Consider the following 17,464-nt stretch of genomic DNA (forward strand, 5'->3'; position numbering starts at 1 on the left):
CAGACTACGCTTTGTCATCCCGAGACCCCTTCACGAAATGTTGACTGAGTGCGCGCAAATGCGCTCTTTTGTTGGCGCTGAGCGGTCGGGACCATCGTCCGTTGCGACTAAAGAGTGGCGGTCGCAACATGCGGTATGGTGCGCCGGGCGCGCTCTGGCATCATTCCGCCGAAGCGGGCACTTCACGGACGGGAGCGACGCATGCACGGACTAAGGACGGTCGCAGGACTTCTCTGCCTTTTGCTCGTTGCAGTGGCGTATCCGCCTGCGCCGCTTCGGGCGCAGGACGTCAAGCCAATCGGCAAGGTCGTGACCGTCGCTGGCAAGGCAGTGATCGAGCATATCGATGCCGCGGTTGTGCAGGCGAGACTGTCCGAGAACGGGGCCAGCGCGAAGGTCGGCGATCCAGTCTATCGGGGCGACGTCGTCAGGACGGGCGCCGACGGGCGCCTCGGTATCAATTTCGCCGACGGCAGCTCCTTCAGCCTGTCGAGTAACGCCAGCATGGAAATGAGCGAGTTCGTCTACGATCCGGACGGCAAGGACAATTCAACCCTGATCAGCCTGACCAGAGGCACCTTCACCTTCGTCGCCGGCAGCGTCGCCAAGACCGGGAGCATGAAGGTGGACACGCCGGTGGCGACGTTGGGGATCCGGGGCACCACGCCCCACATCGAGATTTCGGACGACGGCACGGTCAAGTTCGCCACCCTGATCGAGGAGGGCAAGGATGCGGTCATGAAGCGGAAGGCCGGTCCGACCGTTGCGCCTCCCCGGCAGCGGAGGGCCGACCGCGCTCTCGGCATCTGCCGGGGATGCTGAAGGTCTTCGGGACGGCGCTAGTTATGATCCTGCTGCTGGCCGCCCCCGCGTCGGCGCAGAAGCCGGAAGGTCAATTCCGGAACGTCGAGCTCTGCAACGCCGCTTCGTCCCCCGACCGGAGGATCGAGGCCTGCTCTGCCTTCATCGCAGCCGGCCGTGGCGGGCCACAGGCCTTGGCCATCGCCCACAACAACCGCGGCATCGCCTACGCAGCGAAGGTCGACTACGACCGCGCTGTCGCCGACTTCGAGGCGGCCATAGGCATCGATCCGACCTTCGCCAAGCCCGTCAACAACCGCGGCGCGGCGAGACTGAGGACAGGCGACTACGACGCCGCGATGGAGGATTTCGACCGAGCCATCGCCCTCCAGCCGGCATACCCCGGCGCCTTCGTCAACCGCGCCCAGGCCTGGCTGAAGAAGGGCGATCTCGTACGCGCCGAAAGCGACTACACCGCCGCGACTCGTCTGAACGCCGACATGGAAGTGGCTTGGAGCGGCCTTTGCTGGATCCGGGCGAGCACGGGCGACCCGCAAGGCGCGGTGGAAGCCTGCGACAAGGCGATCGGGTCGGGCGCGCATACGGCTGCGACCTACGATTCCCGCGCGCTCGCCCACCTCAAGGCTGGACGGACCGATGCGGCCATCGCCGACTACGACGCCGCGCTACGCATCGACCCCACGCTCGCCGCCGCGCTGTACGGTCGCGGCCGGGCAAAGATCCGCCGCGGCGAGACGGCTTCGGGAGAAGCCGATGTCGCGGCCGCGAAAGCTGTCCGGGGCGACATCGCCGAGGAATTCGCGCGCTACGGCGTACCGTAGTCCGTCCTCAACGCGTGCCCGTCGGAGAATGCCATCTCTCCCCTACCGAGAGAACCTGAGCTGCAGCAGTCGAGCAGTTTTTTTATTGATTTTTCCCCCAGCGAGCGATACCCGAAAAATGCTAAACGGTTCTGCTTCCTACAAAACCGATAAGCAGACGTACGAAACAGAGCCAGATGGCGAACTCATCAGCTTTCGAGTCAAAACGGGGTCAGTTGATCGACTGATAAGCTTTCATACGAAGCGGAGTCAGCTGGCCAACTGATAAGGTAATACGCAAAACCTTATCAGTGCTCCGCTGGTCCGGAATGTGGACGAGTACGTATCCCGCCTACCCGAGGATCACCGCTCCTCCAAACGGGAATGACCAAGGCGTTGAGGATTCTAAAATTTTCGGTGGGGTGAGGCGCGGTTGACGTGACTAACTACGGTTACAAGCTACAGGATTTGCTCGCCGCTGCGAGACCACCGCGGCACGTCCGGCCGACGAGCGTGCAGGTCGGCGGAAGGCCGGGATGTGAATCGGCATCGAAGCATGCCCCCTCCAATGTGATGTGAATCAGAGACTTATCGTGCCGATCAGCCTCGGGCCACGCCGATTCACACCACGGCTCAAGGCTCAATTCGCGCTTCAATAGTCTTCGCGCGCGAATTCGGAGGTCCCGCGCCGAAGCTCGCCGGCGCAGAACATATCGGCCAGTGACACCGCTAGGGTAACGTAGCCGATCCGGCCACGCCGCGATATCCGCTCAGGCGAATTGAGAATATCGGGAAAGCTGAAAGAAGGACTCCGCTTCGTAGGACGGATCGGTGGCCAGTCGGGCAAGCCTTTGCCCGATGGCAGGCGCGAACTTCGCACCGTGGCCTGAACACGCGGAGCAGACGATTAGGCGGGAATCCGGCCAGCGATCGATGATGAATTCCTCGCCCGCATCGGGCAGGCGGTCGGCGGGCACGGTGTTGGTGTAGAGGCAGACGTCTCGATCGATGATTGGCCCGGCCGCGCCCGGGACAAGGGCCGCCAACGCATCGCCGACCGGGCGGAGTTCGGCCTCGGTGGCCTGCGGACCCCAGTCGTCGGGGCCGACCACGGGCCCGTGGTTGTGAGGCGCCGCTTTGACGCCGCGCTGTTCGAAGTCCGGAAAGCCGTAGACCACGTCGTTCGGACCTCGGTCCAGAATGAAGATCGGGAAACGACCGAGCGCCACAGTGTCAGGGCGGGTCGGCTTGAACCAGCCGACCGCCTGTCGGGTCACGTTGAGCAGCGCGCCCAGTGTCGGGAGTGCGCGACCGAGCCATGGACCCAGCGCCAGAATCGCGCGCTCGGCGAAGAACTCTTCGGTCACCGTGCGGATCGATACGCCGTCGTGGTGCGGCGTGAAGCTCGCGCGTTCCGGAATCACACGGTTGCCGGCGCGTGAGCGCATCAGTCTCATGACGACACCGGTCCGCAGTATCGCGCCACCGTCTTGTACTACGACGTCCCAGTCGTCGGGCAGGGCGAAAGCCGGAAATTCCTTGTTCGCTACGGTCGCGGTCAACATCGGATCAGGGCGCCCTTTCGCGATCGCGGCCGCGCGTGACGACGCCACCATCGCAGAGCCGGGGAGGCCTGCCTCCAAAACAGGGGTTTCCGTCAGAACCGTTTGACGGCTTTCGGCCTGCAGCCGGATCCAACCGGCATGAGCCTCGTCGCTCAGGCTGGTGTAGTTGGGGTTTTCGAAATTGAAGCGACGGAAAATTCGACATGAACCATGTGACGAGCCTCGATCCGAACCGGGTCCGACAGGGTCGAAGCCGAGCGCATCGACGCCGGCATCCAACAATGAGTTGAGCGCTGCTCCGCCCATGAGTCCTAGACCCAGCACGGCGACTTCGCATTTTCGCATGAAGGCCTCGCGAGCGATGCTACGACTCGCCGATCATCCTGATGATTTCGCGGGTTTACAAGGTCTACGGGAGGGCGATTACGTAGCGAAAGGGACCGCGGGGCGACAGCGGGCCAGATCCGAAAGTCTGAATAGGAGCCGCAGTCAACGGCGCCCGTCTCCATAGCTTTAGTTTCGGCCGCAGGAGCAGGTCGGTCGCGGCTTAGCGCGACCATGGCCACGATAACGACGGTTGCGGTTTTATAGCTTGCGGTCTGGCAATTGGCGCCGGCTTTGGCGCCTGGGCAACATTGGCCGACTGCCGTGGACGCGGCAATGGTACTTCCTGCATGACCTGTGGCTTTTCTGGGATTGCGTTCGTACCTTCAGGCATCATCTCCTTTGGTGCTGAGGCGTTCGCCGTGGCGCGGGCGAGTTGCTCCTGGTTTGCGTTGAGGCGATCGGTGAGCGTTTGACTTTCGCGGGCCATCTGGATCTGGATCCCTTTGACATCGTCGATGACACGGCTGTTACGTGCGAGTTCTTCCTGGCCTGTCTTGAGTTGGCGCGCCACATTTTCATTGTCGTGGACCAATTTCTCTTGCGTCACGTTAAGCTGTTCGACTGCTTGCCTCAAGGCAGCGAGATCGCGCGTCATCGACTGCAGCTGCTGCGTCAAGTCGGAAACCAGGGCGATTGCAGACGGCGCCGCGTCTTTCGGCGCCGCAGCATCTCGGGGGCCCCGCGTCAGGGGTGCAGGGTCCGAAGGGGCCCTCATCGCCGGTTGTGCGGAGGACGACCACCACCACCAAGCAGCAAAGGACACAGCCAACAGAGAGCAGACGAAGGCCACGTGGGGCTGTTTCGTCGGTTGATGGTTCGTTGCCGGTGCGCGAGACGTCTCCATGGTCGGCTGGACCGAGGCACCGTCTTCCGCCTTGCGCGTCAGGTGCGAAAGCTCCTCCGCGATCTGCCGTTCCGCGACGCTGTCGTCCCGCGTGGAAGCCATTTGGTGCTCCATGTGAACCCTTGACGATGGTGCTGACTTTCGTTGTTTAGCACAGTTTTAGCCTGTGCGCTCGGGCCCAGCGCTGCGCGCGAAGGCGCCGTCGGCAAATGAGTCCGATCGCCGAAAGTTCGAGGCTGATCGAGGCAGGAAAAAGCGCCTAAACTCCAGAGCGGCGTGTGCTTATGCCGATGTATAGAAGTGGACCCCGGAGCGGGGACCATGGATCGCCAAAGTTAAGGTGTGATCCGGCCTGCCTTGTCGTTCAAATCAAGCAGCTTTCTTCTGCTGCTGTTGCGTCTGCTGTGGGTATGTGGGCAACGCGTTTGCGTTGTCCAAGCGAAGCGGCATATCCACAGTCCTCGCCGCCTCGATCCTGTCGATGCCGGCACGCCATGCCGCCATCGGAAACTGGTTATTCATCGCCTGGTGCGGGCGGCGATGATTGTAAAAGCTCATCCATGATCCGATGCCATCTCGCGCTTCGCGTCCGTCGGCATAGGCTTTCAGATGCACTTCCTCGTACTTGATCGAGCGCCACAGCCGTTCGATGAAAATATTGTCCATGAAACGACCGCGTCCGTCCATCGAAATCGCAATGCCTACAGCCTCAAGCCTGCTGGTGAAGGCTGAGCTGGTGAACTGCGCGCCCTGATCCGTGTTGAATATTTTAGGCCGGCCGTGCCGCGCCAGCGCTTCGTCGAGCGCGGCGATGCAAAAGCCCGTATCCATCGTGTTCGACAGACGCCACGCCAGTACCGCCCGGGTAGCCCAGTCGATGATCGCCACCAGATACAGGAATCCCTGCGCCATCGGAATGTAGGTGATGTCGCTGGCCCAGACGTGATTGGGCTCGGTGATGCCGACGCCGCGCAAAAGATATGGATAGATCTTGTGGCCGGGCGCTGCCTTGCTGGTGCCGGGACGCGGGACCAGCGCCTCGATTCCCATCACGCGCATCAGCCTTTGCATGCGCTTGCGGTTGATGCCGTAGCCTGCCTGGTTGAGTTCGAACACCATTCGTCGCGAGCCGTAGAACGGCCACTTCAGATGCAATTCGTCGATCCGTCGCATCATGGCCAGATCGTCGGAGCTGGTCACCGGCTCGGAGCGATAGACGCCCGAACGCGCCAGATTCAGCAGCTCACATTGCCGCCGAACCGACAAATTCTCGCCAGGGCGCTCGACCATCGCCCTGCGCTCGGGGACGGTCATCGCCCGGGCCTCTTGGCCAAGAAATCCCTTTCAACCGTCAACTGGCCAATCTTCGTATATAGCTTCGCCGTCTCACGCTCATGCTCCTCCTCGCCATCTCCCAAAGCCGTCGCGCCACGCACGAACAGGCTCGCCAAATTGTCGAGGACTTGCTTCTTCCAGCCGTAGATCTGGTTCGGGTGAACGCCGTGCCGCTTCGCCAGTTCAGGCACCGTCGCGACCTCGCGCAGGGCCTCCAGGGCAATCTTGGCCTTGAATGCGGCATCGAACTTCTTGCGTGATTTCGTCATATCCGTGCTCCGTCGGTTCAAACAGAGCAGGACGCTTCACACCTTAACGTTTGGTCCTATTTCCGGGGTCCACTTCATATGACGTCGAATGGCAGGCTCGCGTGTCTTGCAGCGGGCGCACTCAACCTCCAGCCAGGCGAGTCCGCCACTAAGCATTGATCGATCGTCGGGCAGGGCTGCGCAGGGCCCCCGTAGCATTCCATGCGGACGGACCAGGCTTCCGCCTCCGCCCGTCGGCTTCTCGAACGGCCTCCTGGGCGCGCTCGCGGGCTCCTTGCGCATCATCATCGCGCCCATAATCCGGCCGCTCCAGACTACCTCTCCACACTTTTCGCGGAGGATTCCGCAGGTGGCTTGTGAGGCTAGAGCAGCTTGCCGTTCTCGCGCCGGCCGACGTAAAGCGAGGCCACTTTCCGGGGGCGCGCCCCTAACTTCTCCACGAACGCGACGATCGGAAAGGCGTCGCTCTTCTTGCACTTGAGCTTGATCCAGCTCTCCTGTCGGCCCGAGCGATAGGGCTCGCCGAGCCGCTTGCCGATCAGGCCTTCCAGCCCCAGCTGGCACCCTTTTTCGAAGATTACGTTGCCGTCGCCCGCAAGCGCCTCGACGTACATGAACGTCTCGGGCGCGTCCTTCAGAAGCCGCTGCAGCAAACCGCTTGCGCTCTTCGTACACGACGCCACGCAGGTCATAGCCGTCGAGGTACAAGAGATCGAAGGCGTGATAGCGCACGCGCTCGCTTTGCTTCGGGCCGAGCTCTCGCCTGCCGTCGAGAACACCTGGCTGCGTTTTGCGGGAATTGTGGTGTTGCGGTTGATCAGCTTCGTCATCACGCCGCCGAGCGTCTCGATACCCAGGGACAGGGGAGTGACGTCGAGCAGCAGCACGTCCTTCACGTCACCCTGCAGCACGCCGGCTTGAATGGCGGCCCCGATGGCCACGACCTCGTCGGGGTTGACGCCCTTATGCGGCTCGCGCCCGAACAAGGCCTGGACGGTCTCCTGCACCTTGGGCATGCGGGTCTGGCCGCCAACCAGCACGACTTCATCGATCTGACCAGGCTCCAGACCGGCGTCCTTCAGGGCAGCCCGGCATGGTGGAATGGTTTTCTGGATGAGGTCGTCGACGATCGCCTCCAGCTTGGCTCGCGTCAGCCTGATGTTGAGGTGCTTGGGTCCGTGCTGGTCCGCGGTGATGAACGGGAGATTGACATCTGTCTCTGTGCTACTCGACAGCTCGATTTTGGCCTTCTCCGCAGCGTCCTTGAGACGCTGTAACGCCAGGCGGTCGTTCCGCAGCTCGATGCCACTTTCTTTCCTGAATTCATCTGCGAGGTAATCGATAATGCGCTTGACGCCCCTGTGCTGGAACTCCTCGATCTCTTGCTCGCGGCACGAGCGGCATCGGCCTCGCCGGCGCGATGAGGACGGCGCGCCGCCGATCGCGCACGCCCAGACTGTCTCCCAGCCCTACATTGTCGCGCTGATGACCGAAGCGGCCGCACTGAAGTCCACGGACAAGGTGCTCGAAATTGGAACCGGTTCAGGCGCGCGGAGCTCAGTGAACTGCGCGGATCGGACGGCGGACGGGCTTCCGCATCACGCAGCCCGTGCACTTTCTCCGGGTCTTGCAGAGCATACGGTCGGAAGCTTGGACAAGGGAGCCGTGCCGCCGTCGAGATCGATCAGCGCATCAATGGCCTCATTGAGCTCCGAGGCCGCATCCGACTGCATGCCTTGCTTCGCGGACGCTACGAGGCGGTATGCGTCTAACGCCCACCGGCGGAGCAGATCTCGCTTCTGCTCCTCGCATAATGTCGGGTCGCGCAGAACCTCGCTCGGTCGCGTATAGCGATCGCAAGTTCGACCTGCACGCTCTCCTCGGCCGCTAGGCCTTTTGCGGCCGCAGGTTGAGGTGGCTTTCTGGCGACGGCACTCGCCGAAGCGCGTAGCGCGTCTTGCCGGTCGCCACACCCACTGCCGGATTGTCTGACATTTGGGATCTTGTTCGGCATAGAATCCTCCCGATACAGCGGGAGCAGGGGTCAAATGGTATCAGTCCCAATACACCTCCAATGGCGTTGCGCCGCTGGGTGTCTGAGCCAAACGCCGGCGAAGGGCGACAAGCAACTAGTGAGCAGCCAAGGAATTTCAAGAAGGACACCAAGCCTCATTACTCCACAAGATTTCCGAAGCCTGAGGAGTTTGCCTGCAGAAACTTCTCGGGAGCGGGTTGGCTATGCCGTCAGCCGCCGTGCCTTTTGGATGAGCAACTGCCGCAGGCGTTGAGGGTCAGGCATCCCCACAGGTCCGTCGTCCCCAACATGATTGGGCTGCCATCCAGGACCTCTGAGGGCGCGTCCGCAGCGAGCGGCCCCTTCAGCCGCCGTGCGGCGGAGCCGTCTGCGAGTTGGCCCCGAATCCACCTAGGATCACGCGGGGGCGGGCGCCCCCTGCGCACCGGCAAATGATGGGTCCGCGATCCAGCCAAAGGTCACTCCTCATACTCTTGAATCGGTGTCGCCGTAGGCGGGTGCTCGCCGACGCCCCCGTTACTACCCCCAACTTGTATCGTTGTGTTGGGCAAGAGCGAAACGCCCGGGCGGCCGGCAGGCACGGCGAGGATCGCAGGATACGTGAGGTGTAACTTAGCGTGCGATAAATTCGCATCTAGAATTTGCGCGGGTTGTCGTTCTAGGTCCTCGTTTGTCTCAGCCACAACACACAGTTCGTACGCGCGGTGCCGATTACTGTTCTCGGCCACGAATTCGGATCGGAGTCCGAGTCCCTCCCGCCATGCCAGATTGAACAGCCGACGGCATTAGGGACGACAAGGTGGGTGCAACGGACCAAGACAATCGATTGGCGGCGCGTCTTGCGCATTGTCTCACGGACGTGTATTACAGCCTCAGCAAGGCAGCGTGAAAAGCACGATTTTTCATAGGGTTACGTAGGAGTCTTCGGAGGTTCGATCCCTCCCGCCCCAGCCAGATGTCAAGCTGTTGAGTTCATTCGGTAAGCAGTTTCACTTTGGGCGCGTTTGGAAACACAGATTTTAAGGCTCGGTCCAGAATCGAACTAAACGGCGTGGCCATGCTGGCTTATCTCCGAGGCTTCCATCCGAACATATACCGTGGAAGCTGGGCGGGCAGGTGTTTTGCCCTCATCGTAGAATAGGGTGCTACGGCGAACGAAGCGGACAACCGGTCCAGATGCGCATGTGCGGAATTGCAGCCGTGCCGCAGTCGGCCCGGCCGGTGGCCTCGGGCGCGGTCGTTGCCCCGCTACCGGGGACCATTACGACTGCAAATCGCGTGGCCTTCGTTTCCTTGGCCGACCGGAACGATATAGACCCCGCACTTCCTGCTGTTGAAAGAGCTCCGCGCAGACGCCACGCAGCCATTGGCTTGCCGGGTCATGATGGAAGCGGGCGTGCCAGTATTGCTTCACCGTAAATCCGGCGATTGCCAGCGGGCAGTCGAGCACGCGCAGTCCGTAATAGTGAGCCAGCGTTTCACCAATGTGCCTTGGAAGGGTGGCGATCAGGTCAGTCGTCCCGACGATTGCAGGCAACCCCAAAAAGCCGGGTAGCTCCAGCCCAACGTCTAGGACTAATTTCTGCTCCTGCAGCGCAGCGGCGAGCAACTGATGCCCGGTGCCGGAGCGAATGAGGACGTGTGCCTCACGCCTGAAATCCTTTGCCGTGATGCGGTCGCGGATCCGGGCATGTTTCGCGCTCGCCAGGCAGACCCAATCCTGCGGAAACAGTGCCTGTTGGAAGTGTCCCGCGTCGAGATCCGAGATGTAGCCGAGCGCCAGATCGGCCTTTCCGGACTGCAGCATTCTTGGGGTGTCGGGGCCGATCTGTGTCGCCTCGATACGAACGCCAGGCGCAACGCGACGGACCTGAGCGAGAATGGAGGGAAGCAGCGTGACGTGACTTCCATCCGTCATGCAAATGGCGAAACGGCGTTTCGCGGTTGTCGGATCGAAGTCGCTGCGAAGCTCGGCCAGGCGACGCAGCATCTCCAGCGCCTGCCTCGCCGTGCCGATCAGAGCCTCCGCGCGCGGCGTCGGCAGCATGCCGTCTGCTGACCGGACGAAGAGCGGATCGTCTAATTCCTTTCGCAGACGGGCCAGCCAGATCGAAATGGTCGGCTGACTTTGACCGAGCTTCTCGGCTGCCTTGGTGACGCTACCCGTTGCGAACAAAGCGTCGAACAGCCTGAGCAGGCGCGGGTCCAGCAGGTTGGTCTCGATGGGATCCTGGTGCTTCATTGCGATTCACAATAATTGCTATAAAGATCATAATATATCTAAATATCGAGCGGCCGGCTACCGTGCTTCCAACGCCGAGAATGGCGCGGGAGAAGCGTTCGGATGAGGATCTGCTTTATCGGAGCGGGAGCCTTGGGCTCGACCATCGGCGGTACGCTGGCGCGCGGCGGGGCCGAGGTCTGGCTGATCGATCCGTTCCAGGCTCATGTCGACGCTATCAATGCCGGCGGCCTACGGGTGCTCGAAGTTGGCGCCGAGACCGTTGTGAAGGTCACTGCGTGCACTTCCGCGACCCAGGTTGGCGTAGAGGCAGACCTCGTCATTGTCCTCGTCAAATCCTACCACACGCGGGATGCCATCCGTGCCGCGGCGCCGATCATCGGGCCGCGGACGGTCGTGATGTCGCTTCAGAACGGTCTTGGTCACGAGGACATCCTGTCGGAGGAGGTTGGTCGTGACCGGGTCATGGCGGGCAAGACCTACGTCGGCGGTGTGCTGCTCGGCCCTGGTCATGTTCGTTCCGGGGTCCTCGGCAAGGAGACCATCATCGGCGAGCTTGACGGTCGCTTGACGGAACGTGCGCAGCTAATCTCCGGGACTTTTAATCGCGCCGGAATTCTCACGCGGCTCAGCGACAACATCTTGGGCACGATGTGGGACAAGTTGTTCATCAACGTCGCCGGAGGAGGAATTACCGCCGTTACCGGGCTGACTTATGGCGGCCTGTATTCGCTGCCAGTTCTGGAAGATTGCGCGCTGGCCGCAATCTCGGAGGGCATCGCGGTTGCGCAAGCTGCCGGCGTGAAGATCTCGATTACCGATCCGCGACGCGCCTGGACGATGGCGTCCGCCGGACTTCCGCCCGAGTTCAAGACGTCGATGCTGCAGAGCTTGCAGTCCGGCAATCTGACCGAGGTTGACTACATCCACGGCTCCGTCGTGCGTTGGGGCGCCAGGCTCAACGTGCCGACCCCCGTCAATTCCACCCTCGTCGCGCTGGTCAAAGGCATCGAATACGCCCGCAGCGACTATCCTGGAAGGTCTTGAGACAATGTCATTGCCCCGCGCTTATGTCGAACACGTCGCGATCCGTGTGCCGGACGTTGATCGTCACGTCGACTTCTTTCGTGAGGTGCTTGGTCTCGCCAATCGCGATGAGCAACCCGCCGATGGTACGCGCCCGCGTCAGGTTTGGGTGCTCGGAAGCGTGCAACTCATTGAAGATCCGAATTTCGTCGGACCAGAGGGGCGTCTCGCCCATCTCGGCATCATGGTCGACGATTACGAAGGTGTACTCACCCGTGCCGCCGCCTGGGGCGCCAAGGCGTTGCCCGCCGGGCCGAACTGGCTCGAGCTGCCGGGCGGGCTCAACGTCGAAATCTTGCAAGCCAGCGCAGGCGCCGTGGAAGCCGCCCTGGCGATCAATCCCCGTGCCTAGAGGAAGACGCGATATGACAGATGAGCGCTACTGGGACGATGCCAAGGTCGGCGATGAATGCGTTACGCCACCGGTGACGGTCACAGAAGGAATGGTAAATGCCTACGCCGAACTGACGGGCGATTTCACGCCGGTCCATGTCGACGAGGAGTACGCGAAGACAACGCCGTTCGGCACGCGCGTCGCGCACGGGCTGTTTGGTCTGTCGCTGGCCGACGGTTTGAAGACCCGTGCCTACTACCGCTTCCTCCCGGGAATGTCGCTGGGCTGGACGTGGGATTTCAAGCTGCCGATCAAGCTCGGGGACACCGTGCACGTGAAGTTCCGCGTGGGTTCAATGCGCGAGACAAAGCGGGACGGGTGGGGCATCGTGGTGCTGCCCTCGGAGCTGATTAATCAGCGCGGCGAAGTGGTGCAGCTCGGTGAGCATCGGCTGATGATTCCGATGCGCCCGAAGACCGGCGTCGCGGGAGAGCGCGCATGACCGCGCAAGATCTGCCGCTCAAAGGCGTCCGCGTCATCGACTACAGCCATTTCCTGGCCGGCCCGTTCATGGGCCGTTGCCTCGCCGCGATGGGCGCGGAGGTCATCAAGGTGGAGCGTCCAAAGGGCGGCGACGCAGGCCGGGCCCATGGATATTTCAAGGACGAACAATCCGGCTACTTCCTACAGCAGAATATGGGGAAGCAGGGACTTTGCATCGACCTGCGCGACAAGCGTGGTCTCGACATGATGATGAAGCTGGTCGACACAGCCGATGTCTTCATCGAGAATTACCGACCCGGCGCACTCGAACGTCTCGGGCTTGGTTACAAAGCGCTATCGGGGCGGAATCCGAAGCTGATCTATTGCTCGGTCTCCGCCTATGGTCACACCGGTCCCTATGCCGATCGTCCGGGCTTCGGCCTGATCGCAGAGGCGATGTCGGGGGCCCTGGCGCAATTGGGCAATCCCGGCGAAGCGCCGCCACTGCTGCGGATGCCGCTGGCCGATATGTACACTGGCATTCATGGCGTCGCTGCTATCAATGCGGCGCTGGTTGGCCGTGCGTCGTCCGGGCGCGGCCAACATATCGATCTGGCGCTGTACGATTGCATGGTCTCGATGCACGACTATGCGGTTCAGCGTTACTTCCTCTCGGGCGGCGCTGACCTGCCGAAGCAAACCGGCAGCGGACAGCCGGACTCGACCGTTTACGGGGTCTTTCCGGCCAAGGACGGCAATCTTGTCATCGCTGCGCAAGTCGATGATGCGTGGCGACGATTGGCGAGCCTGATTGGAGGAGACACGCTGGCATTGGACGAGCGTTTCGCCAAGCCCGCCGCGCGGAACGCCCATTATGCTGAAGCCATGGAGATTGTGCGCAACTGGACGCTATCACAGCCGTCTCGGGATGCGTGTCTTGCGGCACTCGAGGAAGCAGGTGTGCCGTCCGCTCCCGTGCAGACCATCGAAGAGGTCGCGAGGGATCCGCAGATCCATGCGCGCGGCATGCTGGTCGAGCAGGAGCATCCGGTGCTCGGCAAGGTAACGCTGCCGAACCTGCCGTTCCGGTTCTCCGATTGCGACACTACGGTGCGTACTCCGGCGCCACTGCTTGGGCAGGACAATCGCCGCATTGCCGCATCGCTGGGACTGTCGGCCGAAGCCGTCGACGCGATGGTGCGCGACGGCGTGCTTTACAACGAAGCTGCAGTGCGGGAGTGAGCGATGAGCGATCGTTATGCGGTGATTGGCAATCCGATCGGCTTCAGCAAATCACCCTTGATCCATGGCACTTTCGCCAGAATGACGGGACAGGATCTCGTCTATGAGGCGATCGAGGGACCTATCGATGGCTTCAGCCGACGGGTCGACCAATTCCGGACAGAGGGTGCCAAGGGGCTGAACATCACCGCCCCTTTCAAGCTCGATGCCTTCGCTTATGCAAATGAGCTTTCAGAGAGCGCCAGACGGGCAGGTGCCGCCAACTGCCTGAAATTCGAGGGCGACCGGATCATCGCCGAAAATTTCGACGGGGTAGGGCTGGTGCAGGACATCACTGCCAATCTCGGCGTCAAAATGGCCGGTCGGCGCGTCCTGATGCTCGGCGCCGGGGGAGCGGCGCGTGGCGCGTTGCTGCCTTTCCTGCGCCAGCAACCGTCCGAGTTGGTTCTCGTCAATCGAACGCTGTCCAAAGCCGTGGCATTGGCCGAAGAGTTTGCCGGCTGTGGTCCCCTGATGGTGAGCGGCTACGCTGAACTGGCGGACCTTGCCGAGGGCTATGACGTCGTGGTCAACGCGACCTCTGCCAGCCTGCGAGGTGAAATGCCGCCGCTTCCGGGGAATGTCTTCCAGGGCGCGGAGCTGGCGTACGAACTTGCCTATGGCAAAGGATTGACTCGCTTTCTGCAAGCGGCCCGCGCCGAAGGCGTGGCCAAACTGGCTGACGGCGTCGGCATGCTGGTCGAGCAGGCGGCGGAAGCCTTCGTCTGGTGGCGCGGCGTGCGACCGAGCACGGCCCAGGTCATCGCCGAATTGACTGTTCCATTGAGCTGACGGACGACGCCGACAATGCATCGCAAACCCGGCTTTCTCGTCGGCCTGATCGGCAGCGGCATCTCGGCGTCTCGCACGCCGCCCATGCACGAAGCGGCCGCCGACGCCGCTGGCATCCGCTATCTCTACAAGAAGATCGATCTGACCGAGTTGAACCTCGGCGTCGAAGCATTGCCGGAATTGCTCACGGCCGCAAGGCGGATGGGCTTTGACGGTTTGAACGTAACCCATCCCTGCAAGCAGGCGATCCTTCCACTGCTGGACGAGCTTTCGCCCGACGCCGAGGCGCTTGGTGCGGTGAACACCGTGGTCGTCAGGAACGGCCGAATGACCGGCCACAACACCGACTGGTTCGGCTTCGCGGAGAATTTCCGCCGCAACATGCAAGGTGCACCACTTGGTCGCGTCGTGCAATTCGGCGCAGGCGGCGCCGGTGCGGCGGTTGCTTTCGCGCTGATGAAGCTTGGCGTGCAGGAACTGACCATCATAGACGTCGACCTGGCCAAGGCGCAGAGCGTGGTCGACGGCTTGTCCTCTCGATTTGTAGAAGGGCGCTTGAGGGTCGGCCAGGATGTTGCCGCCGCCGTGGCGGCCGCAGACGGAATTGTCAACGCGACGCCGATCGGCATGGACAAATATCCGGGAACGCCGCTGCCGCTGGCGATGCTGTGTTCCGGTCTCTGGGTTGCCGAGATCATCTACTTCCCGCTGGAGACCGCGCTGCTGCGCGCGGCGCGGGCCCTCGGCTGCCGCACGGTCGATGGTGGCGGAATGGCTATCTTCCAGGGCACCGAAGCGTTCCGCCTGTTCACGGGCGTCTCGCCTGATCCAGACGTCTTCTTCGCAACTTTCGCATCCCTGGGAGGGTGACACCCGGCCGATGGGCGAGCGGCACGCACAACGCCCGAGAGGAAACGCAAGATGGGCTACACGCTCGATTTCTCGGTGGTTTGGCACGCAATGCCCGCGTTGCTGTGGGGTTGCGTGGGGACGTTGGGTTTGGCGCTTGCTGGCATGACGCTCGCAATGATCATCGGCGTCGCGGGCGTCGCGGCCCGCGATGCGAAGGCGGCCTGGTTGCGCGCCATCGTGATCGGCTTCGTCGAAATCGTGCGCAACACGCCGTTCCTGGTGCAGATCTTCTTTCTGTTCTTTGCACTGCCGCTCGTCGGGGTAAAGCTCAATCCGACCGCCACGGCCATTATCGCACTCGGCGTCAACGGAGGCGCGTACGCCATCGAGATCATCCGCGGCGGCGTGCAATCGATTCACAAAGGGCAAATCGAGGCTGGCTACGCGCTCGGACTGCACAAAGGGCAGGTATTCCGTTCCATCGTACTCAAGCCCGCGCTTCGCGCGATCTATCCCTCGCTCACGGGACAGTTCATCATGCTGACGCTGACCTCGTCGATCTGTTCGGCTGTGTCGGCTTACGAATTGACGTCGGTCGCGCAGCGAATCGAAAGCGACACATTCCGCAGCTTCGAGGTCTATTTTTTCGTCACTTTCCTCTACCTCGCGATCTCCTGGCTGCTGATGGCGGGCTTCGCAATCATCTCTCACCGCTTCTTCTCATATCCGACGCGCTGAGGAGCACAGATCATGACACCGCATTTCGGCGTTCCCGAGTTCGGCTTCCTCCTGCGTGGTCTGCAATGGACGGTACTCCTGACGCTGGTTGCATTCGTCGGTGGCTGTACCGCCGGCCTGGTCGTCGCATTGTTGCGCACCTGCGGTCGCACGACCGTGGAATGGATAGTTCGGATCTATATCGGAATCTTCCAGGGGACACCGCTGCTGCTGCAACTGTTCGTGGTGTATTACGGCTTGGCGCTCCTCGGATTGAAGCTGTCAGCATTCGTTGCGGTCGCGATTGGGTTCACCGTCAACGCCTCGGCTTTTCTGGGCGAGATCTGGCGCGGCGCAATCCAGGCCGTGCCTCGCGGTCAGACCGAGGCCGCGATGGCGCTCGGTCTACACTATTCCGCGCGCATGCGCGACATCGTGCTGCCGCAAGCCATTCGCATCGCGCTGCCGGCGACCATTGGCTATCTCGTGCAGCTCATCAAGGGTACCTCGCTCGCTGCCATCGTCGGCTTCATCGAACTCGCCCGCGCCGGTCAAATCGTGTCGAACCAGACCTACCAGCCGTTGCTCGTCTTCGGTGTGGTCGGCGCGATGTATTTCATCCTCTGCTGGCCACTCTCGTGGTGGGGCAGTCGGATGGAGGCCAGGCTCGCCCTGGCCGGTCAAAGGTAGGTTCGGCGCACCTACTCAATCAAACACAGCCATCACCAGGAGGAGATACTCATGTTGTTTTCGCTCAATCGCCGCCAACTCGGCGTTACGCTGCTGACGCTGTCGGCCATCGTTGTCGCAGGCGGCTCGCAGGCGGGCACTCTGGAGGACGTGAAGAAGAAGGGCGTCGTCGTCATCGGCATTCAGGGCGATAATCCGCCCTGGGGCTATGTCGATAGCTCAGGAAAGCAGGATGGGATCGATGCCGACATGGGGCGTGCCTTCGCTGAATATCTCGGCGTGAAGGCCGAGTTCGTCCCGCTGGCGGTGGCCAATCGTATTCCGGCGCTGACCACAGGCCGCGTAGACATTCTGTTCGCGACCATGGCCATGCTGCCCGAGCGTGCGAAGGTGGTACAATATTCCAAACCCTATGTTGCCAATGAGATTACACTTGTCGCTGCCCAGGCAACGCCGATCAACAGTAACGCCGATATGGGGAAGTACGTTATCGGCGTCCCACGCTCCTCCACGCAGGACACCCAGGTAACCAATAATGCTCCTGCGGGCGCCGAAATCCGCAGGTTTGATGATGACGCGGCCACGATCCAGGCACTGCTCTCGGGTCAGGTGCAGGCGGTCGGGGCAAACAGCTTCTACCCGCAGCGTCTGAACGCTGCAAAGCCGGAACTTGGGTTCGAGCCCAAGCTTCACTTCACCGCCTTGTACAACGGGGCCTGCACGCGCCTCGGAGAGAAGGAGTGGAACGAGACGGCGAACAAATTCGTCGACCAGATCAAGTCCAATGGCAAATTGGCCGCTTTCTACGCCAAGTGGATGAAGGCGCCCGTGCCGGTCTTCCCCGACTCGGTCCCCGGCGTTCCGTTCACAGTTCAATAGTCACTGCAAGCGGCCGACGCGCTGGGCGCGTTGGCCGCCGTCCGATAACGG

At 62.0% G+C, this 17,464-nt stretch carries 15 protein-coding genes and 2 pseudogenes; 12 read left to right on the forward strand and 5 right to left on the reverse strand.

What is annotated here, in order from left to right; all coding sequences use genetic code 11:
* Window positions 1–201 precede the first annotated feature (201 nt).
* Window positions 202–822, forward strand: a complete 621-nt coding sequence (locus tag IVA93_RS10055) for a FecR family protein (RefSeq protein ID WP_026234035.1) — start codon at window positions 202–204, stop codon at window positions 820–822.
* A 23-nt stretch (window positions 823–845) separates the two neighbouring features.
* Window positions 846–1,643: a tetratricopeptide repeat protein gene (locus tag IVA93_RS10060; protein WP_245288580.1), complete on the forward strand. Its 798-nt coding sequence runs from the start codon at window positions 846–848 to the stop codon at window positions 1,641–1,643.
* 749 nt (window positions 1,644–2,392) lie between these two features.
* Here the strand turns inward: IVA93_RS10060 and IVA93_RS10065 are convergent.
* The 4 genes and pseudogenes from IVA93_RS10065 to IVA93_RS10085 all read right to left on the reverse strand — a co-directional run.
* Window positions 2,393–3,532: an FAD-dependent oxidoreductase gene (locus IVA93_RS10065; RefSeq protein ID WP_083926610.1), complete on the reverse strand. Its 1,140-nt coding sequence runs from the start codon at window positions 3,530–3,532 to the stop codon at window positions 2,393–2,395.
* Window positions 3,533–3,734: 202 nt separating this feature from the next.
* Window positions 3,735–4,520 carry a hypothetical protein gene (locus tag IVA93_RS10070; RefSeq protein WP_026234034.1) on the reverse strand — a complete coding sequence of 262 codons (786 nt, stop codon included), beginning with the start codon at window positions 4,518–4,520 and terminating at the stop codon, window positions 3,735–3,737.
* A gap of 390 nt (window positions 4,521–4,910) precedes the next feature.
* Window positions 4,911–6,022, reverse strand: a pseudogene (locus IVA93_RS10075) (IS3 family transposase); the annotation flags it as partial.
* Window positions 6,023–6,786: 764 nt separating this feature from the next.
* Window positions 6,787–7,371 (reverse strand): annotated as a pseudogene (locus IVA93_RS10085) (Hsp70 family protein); the annotation flags it as partial.
* Here IVA93_RS10085 and IVA93_RS10090 point away from each other — a divergent pair.
* A complete protein-coding gene (locus tag IVA93_RS10090; RefSeq protein WP_083926605.1) occupies window positions 7,367–7,873 on the forward strand; it encodes a protein-L-isoaspartate O-methyltransferase family protein in 507 nt (168 codons plus the stop codon). The pseudogene IVA93_RS10085 and the gene IVA93_RS10090 overlap by 5 nt on opposite strands.
* 1,445 nt (window positions 7,874–9,318) lie before the next feature.
* Here the strand turns inward: IVA93_RS10090 and IVA93_RS10095 are convergent.
* Window positions 9,319–10,299 carry a LysR family transcriptional regulator gene (locus IVA93_RS10095; RefSeq protein WP_018460432.1) on the reverse strand — a complete coding sequence of 327 codons (981 nt, stop codon included), beginning with the start codon at window positions 10,297–10,299 and terminating at the stop codon, window positions 9,319–9,321.
* Window positions 10,300–10,401: 102 nt separating this feature from the next.
* On the opposite strand from IVA93_RS10095, the gene IVA93_RS10100 reads away from it, so the two are divergent.
* The 9 genes from IVA93_RS10100 to IVA93_RS10140 are packed head-to-tail and all read left to right on the forward strand — an operon-like array spanning window position 10,402 to window position 17,413.
* Window positions 10,402–11,346: a ketopantoate reductase family protein gene (locus IVA93_RS10100; protein ID WP_026234030.1), complete on the forward strand. Its 945-nt coding sequence runs from the start codon at window positions 10,402–10,404 to the stop codon at window positions 11,344–11,346.
* Between the two features lie 4 nt (window positions 11,347–11,350).
* Entirely contained in the window at window positions 11,351–11,737 is a 387-nt protein-coding gene (locus IVA93_RS10105; protein WP_026234029.1) for a VOC family protein, read from the forward strand.
* A gap of 13 nt (window positions 11,738–11,750) precedes the next feature.
* Window positions 11,751–12,221, forward strand: a complete 471-nt coding sequence (locus IVA93_RS10110; protein WP_018460428.1) for a MaoC family dehydratase — start codon at window positions 11,751–11,753, stop codon at window positions 12,219–12,221.
* Window positions 12,218–13,444 carry a CaiB/BaiF CoA transferase family protein gene (locus IVA93_RS10115; protein ID WP_018460427.1) on the forward strand — a complete coding sequence of 409 codons (1,227 nt, stop codon included), beginning with the start codon at window positions 12,218–12,220 and terminating at the stop codon, window positions 13,442–13,444. Before IVA93_RS10110 ends, IVA93_RS10115 begins: the two co-directional genes overlap by 4 nt.
* A gap of 3 nt (window positions 13,445–13,447) precedes the next feature.
* Window positions 13,448–14,275 carry a shikimate dehydrogenase gene (aroE, locus tag IVA93_RS10120; protein WP_018460426.1) on the forward strand — a complete coding sequence of 276 codons (828 nt, stop codon included), beginning with the start codon at window positions 13,448–13,450 and terminating at the stop codon, window positions 14,273–14,275.
* Window positions 14,276–14,290: 15 nt separating this feature from the next.
* On the forward strand, window positions 14,291–15,145 hold the full coding sequence (locus IVA93_RS10125) for a shikimate dehydrogenase (protein ID WP_247299819.1): 855 nt from the start codon (window positions 14,291–14,293) through the stop codon (window positions 15,143–15,145).
* A gap of 51 nt (window positions 15,146–15,196) precedes the next feature.
* Window positions 15,197–15,865 (forward strand): amino acid ABC transporter permease, encoded by a 669-nt coding sequence (locus IVA93_RS10130; protein WP_007601261.1) that lies wholly within the window; start codon window positions 15,197–15,199, stop codon window positions 15,863–15,865.
* Window positions 15,866–15,877: 12 nt separating this feature from the next.
* Complete coding sequence (locus IVA93_RS10135) at window positions 15,878–16,534, forward strand: amino acid ABC transporter permease (protein ID WP_018460423.1); 657 nt, start codon at window positions 15,878–15,880, stop codon at window positions 16,532–16,534.
* Window positions 16,535–16,585: 51 nt separating this feature from the next.
* Entirely contained in the window at window positions 16,586–17,413 is an 828-nt protein-coding gene (locus IVA93_RS10140; RefSeq protein ID WP_018460422.1) for a transporter substrate-binding domain-containing protein, read from the forward strand.
* Window positions 17,414–17,464 lie beyond the last annotated feature (51 nt).

This window comes from Bradyrhizobium sp. 155 (genome assembly GCF_023101105.1).
Lineage (GTDB): Bacteria > Pseudomonadota > Alphaproteobacteria > Rhizobiales > Xanthobacteraceae > Bradyrhizobium > Bradyrhizobium canariense_D.

Coding starts and splice junctions, on each gene's coding strand:
- IVA93_RS10055 (WP_026234035.1), top strand. CDS start 202: ATGCACGGACTAAGGACGGTCGCAGGACTTCTCTGCCTTTTGCTCGTT.
- IVA93_RS10060 (WP_245288580.1), top strand. CDS start 846: ATGATCCTGCTGCTGGCCGCCCCCGCGTCGGCGCAGAAGCCGGAAGGT.
- IVA93_RS10065 (WP_083926610.1), bottom strand. CDS start 3,532: ATGCGAAAATGCGAAGTCGCCGTGCTGGGTCTAGGACTCATGGGCGGA.
- IVA93_RS10070 (WP_026234034.1), bottom strand. CDS start 4,520: ATGGCTTCCACGCGGGACGACAGCGTCGCGGAACGGCAGATCGCGGAG.
- IVA93_RS10090 (WP_083926605.1), top strand. CDS start 7,367: ATGCGCTTGACGCCCCTGTGCTGGAACTCCTCGATCTCTTGCTCGCGG.
- IVA93_RS10095 (WP_018460432.1), bottom strand. CDS start 10,299: ATGAAGCACCAGGATCCCATCGAGACCAACCTGCTGGACCCGCGCCTG.
- IVA93_RS10100 (WP_026234030.1), top strand. CDS start 10,402: ATGAGGATCTGCTTTATCGGAGCGGGAGCCTTGGGCTCGACCATCGGC.
- IVA93_RS10105 (WP_026234029.1), top strand. CDS start 11,351: ATGTCATTGCCCCGCGCTTATGTCGAACACGTCGCGATCCGTGTGCCG.
- IVA93_RS10110 (WP_018460428.1), top strand. CDS start 11,751: ATGACAGATGAGCGCTACTGGGACGATGCCAAGGTCGGCGATGAATGC.
- IVA93_RS10115 (WP_018460427.1), top strand. CDS start 12,218: ATGACCGCGCAAGATCTGCCGCTCAAAGGCGTCCGCGTCATCGACTAC.
- aroE (WP_018460426.1), top strand. CDS start 13,448: ATGAGCGATCGTTATGCGGTGATTGGCAATCCGATCGGCTTCAGCAAA.
- IVA93_RS10125 (WP_247299819.1), top strand. CDS start 14,291: ATGCATCGCAAACCCGGCTTTCTCGTCGGCCTGATCGGCAGCGGCATC.
- IVA93_RS10130 (WP_007601261.1), top strand. CDS start 15,197: ATGGGCTACACGCTCGATTTCTCGGTGGTTTGGCACGCAATGCCCGCG.
- IVA93_RS10135 (WP_018460423.1), top strand. CDS start 15,878: ATGACACCGCATTTCGGCGTTCCCGAGTTCGGCTTCCTCCTGCGTGGT.
- IVA93_RS10140 (WP_018460422.1), top strand. CDS start 16,586: ATGTTGTTTTCGCTCAATCGCCGCCAACTCGGCGTTACGCTGCTGACG.